General features: G+C 67.9%; 13 protein-coding genes and 1 pseudogene. 7 read left to right on the top strand and 7 right to left on the bottom strand.

The genetic code is table 11. From position 1 onward, the window contains the following. Window positions 1-16: 16 nt before the first annotated feature. Window positions 17-643: a hypothetical protein gene (locus ACFTWF_RS36215; protein ID WP_378465890.1), complete on the bottom strand. Its 627-nt coding sequence runs from the start codon at window positions 641-643 to the stop codon at window positions 17-19. Window positions 644-1,110: 467 nt separating this feature from the next. On the opposite strand from ACFTWF_RS36215, the gene ACFTWF_RS36210 reads away from it, so the two are divergent. Both ACFTWF_RS36210 and ACFTWF_RS36205 read left to right on the top strand, forming a co-directional pair. Then, a complete protein-coding gene (locus ACFTWF_RS36210) occupies window positions 1,111-1,380 on the top strand; it encodes a WhiB family transcriptional regulator (protein ID WP_378465889.1) in 270 nt (89 codons plus the stop codon). A gap of 816 nt (window positions 1,381-2,196) precedes the next feature. Further along, entirely contained in the window at window positions 2,197-2,457 is a 261-nt protein-coding gene (locus ACFTWF_RS36205; RefSeq protein ID WP_378465888.1) for a hypothetical protein, read from the top strand. 26 nt (window positions 2,458-2,483) lie between these two features. Here ACFTWF_RS36205 and ACFTWF_RS36200 read toward each other — a convergent pair whose 3' ends face one another. Then, window positions 2,484-2,702, bottom strand: coding sequence for a hypothetical protein (locus tag ACFTWF_RS36200; protein ID WP_378465887.1), 219 nt, complete (start codon window positions 2,700-2,702; stop codon window positions 2,484-2,486). Window positions 2,703-3,014: 312 nt separating this feature from the next. Here ACFTWF_RS36200 and ACFTWF_RS36195 point away from each other — a divergent pair, with 312 nt between their 5' ends. From ACFTWF_RS36195 to ACFTWF_RS36175, 5 genes are all read left to right on the top strand, one after another. Continuing rightward, entirely contained in the window at window positions 3,015-4,115 is a 1,101-nt protein-coding gene (locus ACFTWF_RS36195) for an AAA family ATPase (RefSeq protein ID WP_378465886.1), read from the top strand. Then, on the top strand, window positions 4,112-5,371 hold the full coding sequence (locus tag ACFTWF_RS36190; RefSeq protein WP_378465885.1) for a VWA-like domain-containing protein: 1,260 nt from the start codon (window positions 4,112-4,114) through the stop codon (window positions 5,369-5,371). Before ACFTWF_RS36195 ends, ACFTWF_RS36190 begins: the two co-directional genes overlap by 4 nt. Then, a complete protein-coding gene (locus ACFTWF_RS36185; protein WP_378465884.1) occupies window positions 5,368-5,562 on the top strand; it encodes a hypothetical protein in 195 nt (64 codons plus the stop codon). The genes ACFTWF_RS36190 and ACFTWF_RS36185 overlap by 4 nt, the downstream gene beginning before the upstream one ends. Beyond that, window positions 5,559-6,749: a hypothetical protein gene (locus ACFTWF_RS36180; protein WP_378465883.1), complete on the top strand. Its 1,191-nt coding sequence runs from the start codon at window positions 5,559-5,561 to the stop codon at window positions 6,747-6,749. Before ACFTWF_RS36185 ends, ACFTWF_RS36180 begins: the two co-directional genes overlap by 4 nt. A 69-nt stretch (window positions 6,750-6,818) precedes the next feature. Beyond that, window positions 6,819-8,120 (top strand): AAA family ATPase, encoded by a 1,302-nt coding sequence (locus ACFTWF_RS36175; RefSeq protein ID WP_378465882.1) that lies wholly within the window; start codon window positions 6,819-6,821, stop codon window positions 8,118-8,120. 963 nt (window positions 8,121-9,083) lie between these two features. Here ACFTWF_RS36175 and ACFTWF_RS36170 read toward each other — a convergent pair. From ACFTWF_RS36170 to ACFTWF_RS36150, 5 genes and pseudogenes are all read right to left on the bottom strand, one after another. Next, window positions 9,084-9,575: a helicase associated domain-containing protein gene (locus tag ACFTWF_RS36170; protein ID WP_378465881.1), complete on the bottom strand. Its 492-nt coding sequence runs from the start codon at window positions 9,573-9,575 to the stop codon at window positions 9,084-9,086. Between the two features lie 350 nt (window positions 9,576-9,925). Next, on the bottom strand, window positions 9,926-10,885 hold the full coding sequence (locus ACFTWF_RS36165) for a phosphatidylserine/phosphatidylglycerophosphate/cardiolipin synthase family protein (RefSeq protein ID WP_378465931.1): 960 nt from the start codon (window positions 10,883-10,885) through the stop codon (window positions 9,926-9,928). 849 nt (window positions 10,886-11,734) lie between these two features. Continuing rightward, window positions 11,735-13,607: pseudogene (locus ACFTWF_RS36160) on the bottom strand (RNB domain-containing ribonuclease). A 275-nt stretch (window positions 13,608-13,882) separates the two neighbouring features. After that, window positions 13,883-15,238, bottom strand: a complete 1,356-nt coding sequence (locus tag ACFTWF_RS36155) for an SEC-C domain-containing protein (RefSeq protein ID WP_378465930.1) — start codon at window positions 15,236-15,238, stop codon at window positions 13,883-13,885. Then, a complete protein-coding gene (locus ACFTWF_RS36150; RefSeq protein WP_378465880.1) occupies window positions 15,208-16,107 on the bottom strand; it encodes a hypothetical protein in 900 nt (299 codons plus the stop codon). Before ACFTWF_RS36150 ends, ACFTWF_RS36155 begins: the two co-directional genes overlap by 31 nt. Between the last annotated feature and the right edge of the window lie 152 nt (window positions 16,108-16,259).

Raw genomic sequence — 16,259 nt, 5'->3', positions numbered from 1 at the left:
TGCGGCGGTTCGCCGCCTATTCGGAGCGCGGGAGGTCGGGCACAGCGACTGATTCGGGCAGCGTCCAGCGAGCGAGTGGGGTATTCGATCCGCTCGGAGGATAGAGCGCGACCTCGGTGATCGACACGTCGTCGGTCAGCTTGTCTCCGATTCCGGGGAACAGGACGAGCCCTTCGGCGTGGCCGTCGAGGGCGTTGTTCCCGATCGCGGTGGGGATGTTGCCCCAGGAATCACTGCCGGTGATGGTCTGTCCGCTGAGTGTGCGGACCTTCCAGTTGGTCGATGTCGCGTTCAGGGTTCCGGAGTCGACGTCGAGCACGATCGGGAACAACAGTATTCGCGGCTCTCCCATGGAGGTCTTTTCGATCAGCTGGGGTTCTTTCACCTCGATGCGGGCGGTGATGTCGGCGGCGGTAATAGTCTGAGCGGTTCCGCCGACGGTGTCCGAGTTATCCGACGACGAGATCGTGGTCTGGTTGGTTGCTGCGGTCGTGGTCGTAGATCCAGTGGTGGTCATTGCAGCGGAGGTAGCGGTATGACTAGTGGGAGTATCCTGTTCGTCGCCATTGCCGCACCCGGACAGGGTCAGTCCCAGTGCGGTGCAGGTAGTCACGGCAGCAATCGTGGTTCTGCGAATGATCATCGTTCATTTCCCTTTTCTCCCCTGGCTGACTGGGCGCCCTGTGAAAGGGTCGTGGTCAGCCTCCATGTGCGTGCCGGTTGTGGCGCGGACGACGCTATCGAGAGTAGCGGTGTGGGACCGGTGTCCTGGTCACGGGTGTCGCGGAATGGGTTGGTGTGGACTGTGACCGGCCGAGAACTAGGTCAGAAGCGGCGTTTCCACCTGCTCTGATGAGTAGTTGATGGTTCGTCGAACACGTTCCATTACGTGATGTCACTCACCACGTACGCCGCGGATCTTCCTCCCAGTGACAACAACTCGACTTCGTCGGAGAGGACGCCACGGATATGACAGATAACCCAATCGGACTTGCCCCGGATTGGTCGCTGGAACCTGGTGGGTGTCCCGGAGGTGCGAGTTCGTGTGGAGCTGTCCAGGTCAGGCGTTACCGTCCGCCTCACCGAGACACCATCTGCGGGAAAAGGGAGATGAGCGAGATGACCGATACCGACATACGGCCCAGGATGGCGTTGGACGCTCTGGAGTGGCGCGACTTCGCGCTCTGCCGAGTGACCGATCCGGAAGCGTTCTTCCCTGAAACGGGGGAGAACGGCCGCCCCGGGAAACGGGTGTGCGCGGGCTGCGAGGTTCGCGAGGCCTGCCTCGCCGAGGCGCTCGCCCACGATGAGCGGTTCGGGATCTGGGGTGGGCTGACCGCGGCCGAGCGCCGCAAGCGATACCCGAAGCGTCGCCGGTGACCGTCATGGCCGTGGACTTCGAACACACCAGCCAGGCCGAAGGGCGGCGAGGCACCAAAGCGATCCAATTCGCCTGGTACCTCTGGGATCGGGTCGTGCCCCGGCCGACCTGCTGTCACTACGGGCGCAACAGTTTCGCCGACTTGCGCGGCGGGTGGGCATTCATTCGCCACGTTTGGCAGGAGACCTGTTATGGCACAGCGAGTTTGCCGAAGCAGAAGACGCGGTGGGCGCGGGCGGATCCTGAGAGTTCCGCTGCTGCTCGCGCGCGCATGACGAGCGGGACTTGTGGATGTCGCCGACGCAGCCGGAGCCGGAGGCTGATGGGAACTGTTGTAATGGAGAACCGGCGAATGGGGGAAGTGTTGAGTGACGTGTTCATCCTCGGCGTGGCATTGGCCTGCGGTGTAGGTGTTCTGGGGTTGGTGGTCGCCCTGTACGGGGGAGTGGAGCCGAGCCGTACGTGCCTGTGTGTAGTCGGCGGACACACCGAAGCGTGTGACACTGGGTGGTCTTGACTAGGTCGCTCGGGTCCGTGCCCCGCACGGTCGATGGTGCTGGTGCTCAATCGATTGTGGGCAGGGTTGGTGCATCCAGCGTTGCCGTGGACTCGACCGGGGCCGGTTGTAGGAAGTCCGTCGCGATGGAGGCGGACCATCACTCCAGCCCGCATTGCCCGACGACACGACACGCCGTGACACGCCGGATACGGAAGCAGTTCGCTATGATTCAGCGGTGTCGCCAGCGACGCCGCTGCTATCGCACCACCCAATTTATCTGTGACACGGTCTCTTCCGCTTGCGCTACGGTCATCGTATGCGTGATCTCCTCGAACAGACCGTCCGCTACCTCGAAGCCCTTTCCGACGCCGCCGTGGATGCGGCGCCCTCCACAGACGCCGGGTTCGTGGCTGAGTTCGCCGAAGCCCTCCGCGAGTGTGCAGAGGCCGTCAAGACAGCCCGCGAGGACCTGATCGACACTGGTCGCCCGATCAACCCTGTCTACTCGCACCCCGGCGACGAGGACACGCGGGAAGAACTCGCGTCGCGACTGACCGCGCACCTCTTCACCGAGTAGTCCGCTTTCGATTCAGGTCAGTGAAGTTACTCAGACGTACCGGCGGCGCGGCGGAGGGCAACCAATTCGGCTTCGAGGGCGACGATCGCGTGGAACATCGCCTCGGACACAGCATTGCTGTCCTTGCCGAGCCTCTCGGCAGCCTGCCATATGCGGGCGCTGTGCTCACCGCTGGGGCGCGGGATCTTGAAACCATGACTACTGAACGGCTGCGGTTCAGGACTGGTGCGCTGAATAAGATTCATGAGCGCGCAGCGTAGACCTCACCCCCGACAACCTCTCTTCTTTAGATCAGTCCCCGATCGAACGGCTCGTCCGGGGTCATGGCGGAGAACAGGATCGTGCCGCGGCCGGCGATTGTTGACTCCTCCCGCGGGGCCCGTAGACGATCTTTCCGCGTGGTGCCGGGTGGGCGGTCGTCCCGCGTCCCCGGCACAGGGTGCGCCGGGGACGCGGGACGGGCACAGAACCCCCTATTTGTGCAGGTAAATCGTATAATCGAGGAGTCTAATTCGGTAGCGAGACTGACCAACTCGCTCGACTCTGGAGGATCTTCTGTGGCTGATTTGGCGACTGCTGTGACGGTGTTGGATGCGAATGGGCGGGCCGGTGTTCCGTCGTTGTTGATCTCGGGTCCGGGTATGGGCAAGTCGAGTCTGGTGCGGGGGTTGGCGGCGTCGGACGGGGTGCTGTGCGAGACGGTCCTCGGGTCGTTGCGTGACCCGGCCGACTTCGCTGGCCTGCCGGTGGTGCGTGAGCACGGGGTGACGTTGGAGGCTCCGGACTGGGCGAAGCGCATTCACGCCGAGGGTGGCGGCTATCTGTTTCTGGACGAGTTGACGACGAGTCCGCCTGCGGTGCAGGCGGCGATGCTCGCGGTCGCGTTGGACCTGAAGGTCGGTGATCTGCAATTGCCGAAGGGAACGCGTGTCATTGCGGGTGCGAATCCTCCCGATTGCGCTGCCGGTGGGTACGAACTGGAAGCGCCATTGGCGAATCGGTTCTGCCATGTGGAGTTCACTCCGTCTGTGGACGAGTGGTTGGACGGTATGGCGACGGGGTGGGCCACGCCGCCCGCCTCGCGTGCGGTGGCGACCGACAAACAGCGCGTGGCGCTGGTGCGTAGTTCGATCACCGGATATGTCCAGCGCAACCCGGAGGCGTTGGACGCGTTCCCGTCGTCGGCGGCGCAGACCGGGGGAGCGTGGCCGTCGCGACGCACGTGGGCGATGCTGGCTGCGGTGTTGCCGCATCTGCGCGACGACGACAACGCGGCGATCAATGCGGCGGTGTTCGGGCTGATCGGTGAGGGGACCGGTGTCGAGTTCCTGGAATGGCGCAGGAATGCCGATCTGCCCGACCCGGTAGCGGTAATCGAGAATCCGGAAACGGCGTTCGACTGGCAGTCTCGTCCGGACCTGGTGTGGGCAGTTCTGTCGGGTGTGACGGCGTGGGCTGCGGGGCGGGGCACTGTCGAGGCGTGGCGCAGCGCGTGGGGGCCGCTGATCGCGGCTGCGGAAGCGGGTGCACCTGATGTGGCGGGCGCTGCGGCGCGGACGTTGGCGAAGGCGCGGCCCGCCAAGGCTGTGGTTCCGGCTGCGGCGAAACGGTTCTCCCCGATGTTGGTGGCTGCGGGTCTGGTCGGTGAGGCGGCGTGAGCGCGGTGCGGGTACCTGACCCGGACGAGTTGCGCGCGTTTCGGTTGGCCCGGTTGGTCTCTGCCGAACAGATGCCGTACTTCATGCGGGCGTTGTTCGCGGCCCGGCCGGTGGCTGCGCCGGGGCTGGGCACGTTCGCGGTGGATGCGCAGTGGCGGTTGTATCTCGATCCGGCATTGCTGGTCGGTGCGAACGCGTGGCCGGTCCCGGTGGCGGGTGCGGTCCTGTTGCACGAAGTCGGGCACCTGCTGCGGGCACATGCCGCGCGCGCAGAGTCCTTGCCGAAGCCGGTCGCGCACCTGGCGTGGAACTACGCCGCCGATGCGGAAATCAACGATGACCTTCTCGCGGCCGGTGTCGGACTGCCCGAAGGGGTGATCACCCCGGAGTCGTTCGGCTGCGCATCGGGAGGTATCGCGGAGGACTACTACACGAACCTGGTCGATCCGTCTCCCGCTTCATCTCCGAACGCACCCGCAGACGGCGATGGTGATCCGGGGTGCGGGTCCGGCGCTGGGTGCCCTGCCGTGCCCGGCGAGTTGGGTGCGGCCGGGAATGAGGTCACCGCAGGTCTCGACGGCGCGGAGGCCGACCTGGTGCGGCGGTATGTCGCGCAGGCCGTTCGTGAGTCGTCGGGAAAGGGCAGGGGGAGCGCCCCGGCAGGGTTGGTGCGGTGGGCCGGTGAGGTACTGGCACCGCCGACCGTGGCGTGGGATCGGTTGTTGCGTGCGGTGATCCGGCGTGCGTTGGCGGATCAGGCGGGGCGGACGAACTACGCGTATTCGCGACCGTCGCGGCGCGGCATCCCAGGCATAGTCGCTCCGGCGATGCGCGGCCCGTCGATTACGGTCTCGATTGTGGTCGACACCTCCGGGTCGATGTCGGCAGACGATCTGGATGCGGCGATGAGTGAGGTTGCCGGGGTGCTGCGGGCTGGCGGTGTGGCACGTGATCGGGTGCGGATTCTGGCCTGTGATGCGTCGAGCACAACGGCGCAGCCGGTTCGGTCCATCGCGGACGTGAAACTGATCGGCGGCGGCGGCACCGACATGCGGGTGGGTATCGAGGCGGCCAATGCTGCGCGTCCGCAGCCGCATGTGGTGATCGTCCTGACGGACGGGGATACGCCGTGGCCGGATCGCCCGTCGCGATCGCATCTGGTGTGCGCGGTGATCGGCAGCGACACGGCTGCGGGGCGTACACCGTCGTGGGCATCGACGGTGTACGTGCCTATCGGCGCGGGAGCACGTGCATGAGCGCGGCAGGAAGCGGCGACCTCGTCCGCTACGCCGACCGAGTGTTGGCCGGTACCGGGATCAGCGCCCACCAGGTCGCGGCGGTAGTGGCAGGTACGGCGACCGATGTGGCGGCGACGGCACTGCGCGCCGGTTGGCGCTGTGCCGCGAATCCGGTGCAGGGGAGCGACGAGGAGCGGGGAGCGGCATGAGCGTGGAATGGTTCGACCTCGCTCAGCGACTCTATGCCGCCGAAACCGGGTCGCCGGTCGCTCGGCTCACGCACACCACGTTCGCGGCGTCCACGGCGGCGCTGGCGGTGCGTGCGGTGGCACGTGGCGGAAGCGTCACCGTGGCAATGGCCGGGTTCGAGGGCCGCGAGGAACGCGCCCGCGACCTGGATGCCCTGGGACTGCTGGCCGCACACGGCGGCACCATCGTGGGGCGCTGCGACCCGGCACCGTTGCTCACCGACGACACCGGCACCCTGCCCGCGCTGGTGACGCTGGCGCGGGCGCACGCACACCACCCGGACCCGCAGGTGGCCGGAGCGGCGGCCATGGTGGCGTGGTGGGCGGATCGGGCAGACCATCCCGGCACGTCGGCGGTGGTGAATCTGGTAGTCGCGTCGTCGGCGCGGTATGTACTCGGCACCACCCCGGAGGCCGAACGGTCGGCGACCACGTGGCGGCAGTGGCTGCGCATCTGCGATGACAGCGTCAGCGGCTTGCATGAGTGGGCCGCGAAGATCGGCGGCGGACCGCTGCTGCCCCTACTGGAGCCGATTCACGAGGATGACCGTTATTCGTGGGACCGCGCGCTCTCGGCAGCGACGGCGGGGCATGACTGGTCGCGTCCGGACAACACCGCCAGCGCCGCCATGGGACTGCGCACCCGATGCGATGCCGCCGACTTGAAAGCTGCCGCTCTGCTCGATGATCCGCTCTGGCGGCAACGCGCAGTCCATACCGGGCATGTGGCGGTCGGGGTGGCATCGGTGACCCCGCCGCCGATCCGGTCGCGTCGGCGCAACGCATCGCTGTCGGTGACCTGTGAGCGGCTCGATTCACGGTTGCGCGTCGGCGCCGAGGTCACCGGCTGGACGGGCACCCCAGCGGATAAACCCTTCGAGCGGTTCTGTGTCGAGGTCACCTCGGCGCAGGTCGTAGAGGGAAAGTTGGTCCTCGGTCTCGGCTCGGTCGGTGCACACGCCCCCGCACCGGGAGCACGGGTGTGTTTGATGCCCGGGCCGCCGTCCCCGCAGACGATGCGCGCGGGTCGGGGCCGATACTGGCGGCTCTACCGTGCCCGCCGTTCCTGGCTCTCCACCGGCCACACCCCGGTCGCGGTGCGGCGTGAGGTTCCCCTCGACGTGCTGATCGCGGGCGCGGAGGACTAGCCCCGGCAGCCTGCACCATCGCCCAAAAACGCCTGCTTCACATTACCTTTCGTGAAAGGTTGCATCGTCATGCGCATCCTCGCCCCCCGCCCCGACAACCCCAATCCGGCACCCTCGAGCGCATCGGCACCCAGGCCGAGCGCGCCGTCGCTCACGCAGTGGCCGGGGTCGCAGATCATGTCGGATCCGATCACCGCACGGGTGCTGTTCTCGGTGTGGTCGGGTGATCCCGCCGTGATCGTCCCGTCGCCACCCGGTGCGGGCAAGACCCGATTGGTTGCCCTTCTCGCGGCGGCATTGGCACACCGTGCGGATCTGCGTGTCGGCATCGCGGCCCAGACTCGCGAACAGGCAGTGGAGATTGCGCGGCGGCTGGGCACCCTCACCGATCGCGCTGCTCTGATGTGGAAAGCGAAACCGCCGAAACCCGACAGCGGGCAGACGCCCGTGGTGTCGGGGCAGAAGGTGCGGTGGCCCGGGAACGGGGGCGGAATCCTGATCGGCACGACCGCCCGATGGCTGTTCTCGGACCCCGACCGGGTTGGCGCCGACGTGTTGATCGTCGACGAATCGTGGCAATGCACCTACGCCGATCTGGGCGCCCTCGGCGCTATGGCCAGGCAGGTGGTCTGTGTGGGCGATCCCGGTCAGATCGATCCGGTGGTGACCGGCGACGTGTCTCGATGGGACGGCAACGATACCGCCCCGAACCTGCCGGGACCGATCGCGCTACTGGCCGCTCACGGCAACGCGGTGGGCGTGGTCCGGCTGCGCCACACTTGGCGGCTCGGACCCGGCACCACCGCCCTGATCGGGCCGTTGTTCTACCCCGACCTGCCGTTCACCTCCCGCCGACCCCCGGAGCACCTGACCGACGCCAGCGGTGTGGTGTGGCCCGAGCTGGCGCACCGCCTGGTCACGGTCTCCGGTGGCCCGTCCGATCCGGCGCTGGTGACCGCGTGCGCACAGCGGGCACGGGAGCTGGCGGGCGCGGAGCTGGTCACCGCCGAGGACCAGCGACCTATGAGCGCCGCCGATATCGCGGTAGTGGTTCCCCACGTGACGCAGGCGGCAGCGATCCGAGCCCTCCTGTCCGATCACCCGGACGTGCTGGTCGGCACCGCGAACTCTCTGCAGGGGCTCGAGCGTGCCGCTGTGGTCGTGCTGCATCCGCTGGCCGGATACCGCACCGCCGAACCATTCAGCCTCGACCTCGGCCGCGCCTGCGTGATGCTCTCCCGCCACCGCGCCCACATGAGCGTCGTCATCGATGACGCGAGCGCCGATGTACTCGCCTACACCGAACCCTCGACCGCGCACGCCACCCATACCGCCCTGTTGGCCGCGCTGCACCACACTCTCGCTGTGTAGCAACCCATCACAACGAAAGGAGATTCGGGCAATGCCCGATGAAACCATGACCGCATATCACGCAGAACGGCTGCCGGACGTCGACTCACCAGCCCAGCCGGCAGCCGTAATCGCGGGGACGACCCGACCGAACTTCACCGGTGCTCGGCGCCAAGTCGATCGTCGGTACCTACGACTACGACGAGGATTCTCAGGACCCCGACAACGGCGTCCGCGCGCTACGGGCAGGCGATGGGCTGATCACCTAATGCCCGCGCATGCAATACCGATCCGGAAGAGGCGATGACCTTCTTCGGGGACTTCCTCGGTGATCTACACCATCTGGCCGACGTGATGGGCGTCGACCGGGACGAAGCACAGCGACGGGGAGCGGCCCACTTTCGCCGCCGAGTTGTACGGCGCGGACTAACGGAACTGACGGCTGAACGGGCCCGGGGCGGACCCGTTCGGCCGGCGGTCCCCGGCACCGGGTGCGTCGGGGACCGGGTACTTCCCGATTCCCATGCGGTCATCACGCGTATCCCTGACCGCGAAATCTGTGCGGGTCGATGTACGTGAAATACTCCGTGTCGATGTGCGTGAAGTGCTGCGGATCGATGTGCGTGAAGCTGTGCGTGGCGGCAGGCGTGTCGCAATGCGTGCTGACACACGAGTGCAGATGCGTGTGGTTCAGCGAGTGCGTCTCTGCGTGCCGAAGGCATACGCGGCCAGCGTTGGGTTGGTCGGTGGCCGTCTCGGAATGCGGTCGAGAAGTTCTGATTCATTTCGTCCACATCGACTCCGTCCACATCGACTGGATCTGACAGTCCTTCACCTCGCCGAGCGCCGGAGCATGTGCACGGCTATCAGTGAGGACGCTGTGTCCTGCGCCTCGTCGTGGCTGTAACCGACCGGGATGGGCGCTACCCCTGTTCGCCTCATCGAGCGCGAGTGTCGATCTGTCTGAGGGACAGGTGGTGGTGGCTATCGGATCGGGTGCGCTGAGAGTCGTGGTCCCCGTGGGCGCGGCCCGGGGGACACCCCGAGGACTGCTAGGGGGCGCCGCTCGTTGTCCGGCAGTGCGTTGGCGCGCCACTTTTTCACTGCACGGTAGAGCCACTGGCCCACCTGTTCACCGTCGGCGGTGACATAGTTTGCGGGGACGAGTGCGTCGCCGTGTTCTTCGCGGTAGGCGGCGATTTCGGTGAGCATCCGTCGCCGCTTACCCTCGGCCGGTGGCACGGCAGGGAGCGGCGCGCTGTCCTCGGTCCACACGAAGCCGATCGCATCGAGCTGCGTAATGCGTTGCGGCGGCAGGGTGCCGAGCATGCGGGCCACTCGCTGGCGGTCCTGCCAACGTCCCAGTCGGAAGCCGCATTCGGTGACGAAAGTCGACGGCATCACGAGTGCGGGGTGACGGCGACGGAACTCGGCGTAGAGCTGCAGAGGTGAGGCCGCCGGCGGCCGTGCTCGCATCGAGATCACCTCCTCACAAAAGGCCGTCACGTGTTGCCGGGTAGTCGATAGTCAAAGTATGTCCACCTCTTTGACGATCTGTCACGGAAGCCGACGCGTGTCGGAGGGCAACCTGTGCGCAGGTCGTGACAACTGGTGGAACCCAGCAGCTGATCGACAGCGCGCGGAATCATTCCGCGCTTCACTGCACCGCCCGCGGGATCCGTGGCCGCCCCCCGGTGCAGTGAAGCGCCCTCCCCGTCCTGGCGTCGGCCCGATCACTCCGGCCCGTGCCCGCGGCGATCTCGGTGCACGTCGCCGCCGGGCGGACATCGTCGTCACGGGTCACGCCTGAAAACGTGCGGATCGGGTCACAGGTTCCAGAGTCGGAGCAGCGCGGCCCGCAGGCTGGCGGAGACGATGCGGTGGTCGGTGCGCAGCCGGGAACCCGGGTGCCCGGCGTCGGCGAGCAGTACTTGCGCGTCGGTCACCGCGATCGGTTCCAGGTCGACTCGGGTACGCAGGTGGTACGCCACCGCTGTGCGGGTGTGGGGAATCGCGATCGGGTCGGAGTCCACGACCGCCGGCGAGTAGAGCCATTCGTTGTCGGCGGTGACCTGGAGCAGGACGTCGCCCCGCTGGAGCCGGCCACGGTCGCGGCTGCCGGGGGTGTCGATGCGGAACCATTCGAGCTGGTACTTCGTCGCCGGACCCGCGGACGTACGGCGGCGGCTGATGTGGGCTGCCCGCTCGTGTTGTTCCGCCGGGTCGGGCTGGTAATGGGTGATGTGCCACAGGAACATCCGGGTTACCGGGGTGGGGAGGAAGTCGGGTTCGCCGCGGTTGCGGCCGCCGATCCCGGGTAGGGGGACGGCCCGGCCGATCTGCCAGATGGCGGTGGCGTTGTCGAGGAACACCTGGTCGACCTCGGTGATCTCGTCGATACCTTCGATGAAGGCCAGGACGGCGGCCACGACCTCAGGATCATCGGTGACGACGACGGCCTCATCCGAGATCGTGGAGCTGTGGGAGGCGCCTGCGGAGCCGATGACCGCCCACCTGGCGGTGGCGATCACGCCTGCGTGCAGGTTCGGTGACGACAGCACCCGCACCCCGGCGGCCACGTAGTGCGCGAGCGCGGCCGGGGAGGTGGCATGCGCGCGCACCGCGGCCCTCGAGGCGTTCACGACGAGGACGTCTCCGGCGCGCAGCGGCAGCAGGGTGGGTGCGTCCTGGCCGAGGTACGCGATCGCGGCGTGCCGAGGTCCGCGCGTGCGGATGGCGCGGGTGATGTGCGGCCAGGGGCTCGGCCCGTGGAAGGTGGTCCCCATACGCGGAAAGAGTAGCGCGATGATCACTGTTAGCTTCTGTGCAGCAGTGTCGGCGACCGCCCTCCCCCGCAAGATCCCGAGGCTCCCGTAGTTCTTCGGCGGAGACGGGGCGCGGCGCGGGTCGGGAACACGGAATTCGCTCGAGGACTGACATCGAGCGTGTGGGACCGAGCTGAAGATGATGCCGACGTTCGAGCTCCGACACGTTCGACGTGACCCACTCGGTCCTGCACGGAGCCACCGGCAAACACTTGAGTTCTCCCGGTGCCGAGCTGGGCCATACTCTCCAGCCACCGGTTCCCGTCCCGTGTTCGTCGCCGCACCGCGACACACATTTTTCACCCCGCGTCGATTCAGGTGGGGAGTGGGGGAGTGGCAATATAATTGCAGTTCAAAAGGGTTAAATGAGTTGTCGATGGGTGGGGAGCGAGGGGTAAAAGTCGGCACCGAAGCAGGTTCAAAGACACTCGATCGGGCGGGTAGCACCGATGTCGGCGATGCCGGTCCGGCGCCGTCCACACCGCAACGCCGCGGTGCGGACACTCCCCTGACGCATCGGCCGGAAATCTCGCAGCCGTGCTGGTCTCGACCGGCTGCCCGACGACCCGCTCTCGCCCAACCCCGGCACGGGGTCCGGTGCGTCATTCTGTACTCGGACCGAAAGGGCGTCGGGATGTCTATGCTCGGATCGATCGACGGCGTTCTTGTCCGGGCCGCCACGAGAGTGCCGTCCCCGTTTCGGTCGGCGCGCCTCAGGCGGCTACCCGCCTCAGGCTGACCCGGCAGCGGTTCAGTCGCCCCGGCGCCCGACTGGTGTTACCGCGGTCTACACAAGACCGCGCGGCGCCATCATGGCCGGGCGAAGAGTGCCTCGATGAGCGCGGCCGCGGATGCGGTCTTCGCCGCGGTTTTCGTGGTCGCGATGGCGGTGGCGGTGTGGCCGGCGAGGTGCACGGTGGCGGTGAACCGGGGTGCGTGCGCGGGACCGCCGGTGCGGATCTCCCACTCGGGCGGGGACTGGTTGGTGTTCTGGGCGAGGCTCATCAGCCAGGCGGTGGGGTTGGACAGGGCCTTGGACTTCTTCGCCCCGTCCAGGTTCAGTACGGTCAGCGTGGTCGTATCGTGCGGTGGCGAGGGGATGGCCGGACCGGGATCTGCGGACGCGGGCGTGGCAGGGGGCTGCGGGTTCTGCGGTGCTGCAGGCCATTCGGGTTCCGGGTCGGGGTGGTCGGTGCCGGTCAGTTGCGCACGTATGGCGGCCAAGAGGACGGCCTGTTCGGCCGGCTTTTTCGCGGCGGCGATGGTCCACGGTCCGCGGACGCCCAAATGCGTGGCGCGGGCGGCGAACAGTGGGTGGTGGTCGGCGCCGTTGCGGCGGGTCTCGAGGTCGGTGGGGGGTTGATCGGGGTGGGTCTGCCGCCACACCGACACCACGCTGGGCCATCTCCGGGTGGGTGCCGGCGAGGATGTCCAGGGCCCGGAGTTGGATCGGAAGCCAGGTGGGGTCGGCGGCGTCGATCAGGACCGCGACGTCCGGGGCGGTCAGCAGGTCGGAGTCGACACGGCGGGCGAGCTCGGCCGCCAATTCGTCCCGAAGCGGCGCGGCGGCTGCGGTTTTGAGGACCTTGTGGAAGGTGCGGGCATCGACGGCGGTGAGATCGTGGATGGCCCGTTCGGCGACGACCCGCTGGTCGGCGTGTTTGAAGTGATTTTTCTTCGCTTCCCGGGCGGCGCGGGTGCGCCGGTTCAGATCGGCGCCGAGGGCGGCGAGCTGGTCGCCGGTGTAGGGAGCGGGGGAGGAGTCGAGATGGGCGAAGATGATCCGCTGATTGATCAGGTCCGCCACCCGCCGCAGCGGCGACGTGACATGGGTATAAGCGCTCAGACGAAGCCCGTAATGACCGTGGACCGTCGGCTCGTAAGTCGCGGCCCGCAGCGTCGACAGCAACCGGCCACGGAGTTTCGCGAACAGGTCCGGATCCCCGGCCGCGGCGGCGATCTCGGTCATCAACTCGTCGGTGCTGCCGGCGACCGGGTTAGTGCGGTGGTTCCGGAACAAGATCGGCAACCCCTCCTCGATGCACCACAACGCGACGGCCTCATTGGTGGCGATCATCAACTCCTGCACGATGACGTAGGCAACCGTCCGCAGCGCATCCGGGATCGCCACGATCGCACCATCCTCGCTGCTCGCCCAACCGCGGGTGAGATCGTAAAACGCCAGCGCCCCACCGTCACGCCGGGCGTTCAGCAACACCTGCGCGGCCGCATCCGCCGCGACCAACTGGGAGTGCAGCGGATGTCGAGGGTCGGTCAGGATGCCGGGCACCTGAGCGTGATCGACCGCCACGCACCGGCCCACCGGGATCTGTCCGCGGCCGACGGTGACGTCGACCAGCCGACCATCGTTGGTGAGGGTGCCGTTGACCCGGAGGCTGCTGCGGCGGGCTTCGGAGGTCAGGGTGGCGGCCTGCTCGGCCGTGTCGCCGAGCATCGCAATGGTGCGGCTGCGCAGGTAGCGGGTCTCCGCCCGCAGGAACGCCTGCTCGTCGGCGACCGACCCCAATGCGACGACGTCGGCGACACCGGCGACATGAACCTCGACCGCCCACCCTCGGCCGCCAGGCAGCGGGACGACGGAGAAGGCGTCGTCCCGGTCCCGCGCATACTGCGAGTCGATCATCAGCAGCGTCGACAGGTCGGTTGTGGTCGAAGGAGTCATGGTCGCCGTACCCCTTTGGTTCTGCATGCCTTCCGACGATAACCAATCTCCACCGGGCGCGTCCGCGACGCGCCCTGCTGGTACATCACCGCCCGTCCCCACAAACCGGTTCCAGGTGCCGGTCCCCCTGGGGTGCCGTGATCCGCTCATCACCCGGTTGCAGAAAGGACGTCGACCACCGTCGGCGGCCGACGCTCTCGAGTAGCCGGCCACGGTCGCCACCTCGAGACAAGGACTTCGCCGGATCGGGTGCGCGCTGGCAGCAGCCGGAAACTTCAAAGTTCCAACGCTTCCCGTAGCCGGTGGGCGCTCATCGCCCCCGGCTCCTCCTGCTGGGGGAAGGAGTCGAGTAGTCGGATCAGTTCGCCGCGGGTGGGGTCGGCGGCGCACTGGCGCGGGGTGTGACCGTCGAGGGCGGGGATCGCCTCGTCGAGCCACTGCTGCTCGTATCGGCGGATGTGTTCGTCGAGCGCCGCCGCGATGTCGGGGTCGACGGGTTGGCTGGGGTGAGCGCCGTTGTCTTGAGCGTGGGCGATCAGTTCCGCTGCCGGCGTGCGGGTCTGCTCGCGCAGTCGCGCCCCGGGGTCGGCGCCGCGCACGGTGTCGATCAGTGACTCGAAGCGTGGCTCGTTCATCGCCTCGGCCTCGAGCTCCCAGGGGTCGGTGCTCCGGGTGAGGGTGAGCACGCCGAGCACACTGTTTTGTTCGGTCCAGGTCCACCGGTCGTTGTCGGCGGCGCCGAAGCGGCGACTGAGCTTGCGCCGGATGCCGGTGGTGTCGGCGATCTCGAACACGGCCCGGCATGCCACCATCGGGTGCCCGTCGGGGGTGACCAGCCGGGGCGGCGCGAATCGGGCGCTGAGGAACTCGACGAGCTCGGCGGGGTCGGCGGCGTCGGAGTCGAGCAACTCGATTAGCTCTCCACGCTGTCCGGGTGCGATCGGTTCGATGCCGCCGTAGATCTGCGTCGTGGATCCGGCGGGAACGACGCGGGCGCAGAAGAAGTCACCGACCCGCAGGACCCTGCTGGCGGTGCGTTCGGTGACCTCGTGGCGGTCGCCGGTGCGGACGTCGCGCAGGGGCAGCCCCTCGCCGGGACGGACCGCCAGGGCCTCGTGTACCGACCGCTCGGTGAGCAGCCACTGCTGTGCGAGCAGCAGCTCGTCGGCGGGCAGCAGAACACCGCGGTCGGCGACGAATTGCTCGAATGCTCCGCACTCGAACAACACCACGTCCGCGATCAGCGGGTCGTCGAGGGCGTGATACAGCGCGAACGGGTCGTCGTCGTGTACGGATCGGATCTGGGCGAGTGAGAGCAGCAGCGGTCGCCACTGAATGCCCTGCGCGTACGAGGCGGCCTTCTGGTACAGCCACCCAGCTCGCTGCTCGAGGGGGTGCTCGGCCCTGCCGAGGTGGCAGGCCTTGTACTTTCGCCCGGACCCGCACCAGCAGCGGTCGTTGCGCCCGAGGTCCGGTCGGTCGACGGGAAGAAACGACCGGAGCAGCTCGTACAGCGGTTCGCGATCCCCGCCTTCGACGCGGTCGAGGAGCCCGATCGCCCGCGCGGCGTCGCCGCGATCGGACGCGAACCGGGCCAACGCTACGAGCGCCTCGTCCCAGGTCGGGTCCACCGACAGGGCCCGCTCGTAGTGCCGTTCGGCGTCGGTGGTGCGTCCGTCGAGCTCGGCCGTCTTGCCCGCCAGCCAGTGCGCGGTCGGGGCGATCCGGCGGGGACCGCGGTCACCGAGCACCGCCGCGGCCACTCGCAGGGTGTCGGTGCGGCGTGTGCGGTTGCGTATGCCTCGCCGAACGCGGCGCGGGCCGCGTTCGGCGAGGCGAGCCCGGCGAACCGGTCACCGAAGTTCGCCACGACCGCATCGACGGCGGCCGCGCGCTCGTGGTCGGGGGTGCGTTCGAGCACACCGATCAGGGCCAGGAACGCCAGGACTGCGTCCGTCTGATCGTCGGTGAGGTGGTGCGCCGCCGCAACCTGCGCCATGTGGGATTTCCCGCGGTGGGCGGCGAAGTCGAACCCGGAGGCCGCGATGTCGTCGCCGTCGCAGACGTATCCGGCGGCGGTGATCAGCTCGCCGAGCGGGGTGGTCGGCGCCGTCAGCAGGGACGGGTCGTCGGCCATCAGCTGCCAGATCACATCGTCGAGGGGCTCGGGGCGGTCCTGCGGCACCAGGTCGGTCAGGGCGGCGGTGAGATCGGGTGCGGGTGCGGGTGGGGATCCCGCGGCCGTGAGCCGCAGTACGCCGCCGGTGAAGGTGAGCGCGACCAGGTCACCGGGCCGCAATCCGGTGAGCGTGTCCGGTTCGAGCAGCAGCGCCGCGTCCGCCGGCCAGTCCGGGTCGAGGGCGCCGCGTTCGTCGAACACGTCGTCGTCGAGGTCACGGAAGAGGATGCGCAGGCCCCCTGCGGCCGGGTCGTCGTCGTCGAAGGGCAGCAGCGGCATCAGATCCGGGTGGGCGTCGAGGATGCCGGAGCCGATTTCCACGTCGGTGAGCCAGATGCCACCGTGCAAGCACCTCGCGAAGAGGGGGGACGAACCTCTCTGTTGGTGTGGATTCCGGTCGCGATCGTGTGGCTTCCGACGAAACTGCTGCAGCACCGTGATGTGCGGATGGTGGGCCTCATCGAGGCTGAAGG

The sequence above is a fragment of the Rhodococcus sp. NPDC056960 genome, from assembly GCF_042674125.1.
GTDB lineage: Bacteria > Actinomycetota > Actinomycetes > Mycobacteriales > Mycobacteriaceae > Rhodococcus_F.
Note: the sequence above shows the minus strand (reverse complement) of the source record. Positions and strands in the feature narration are given on the sequence as shown.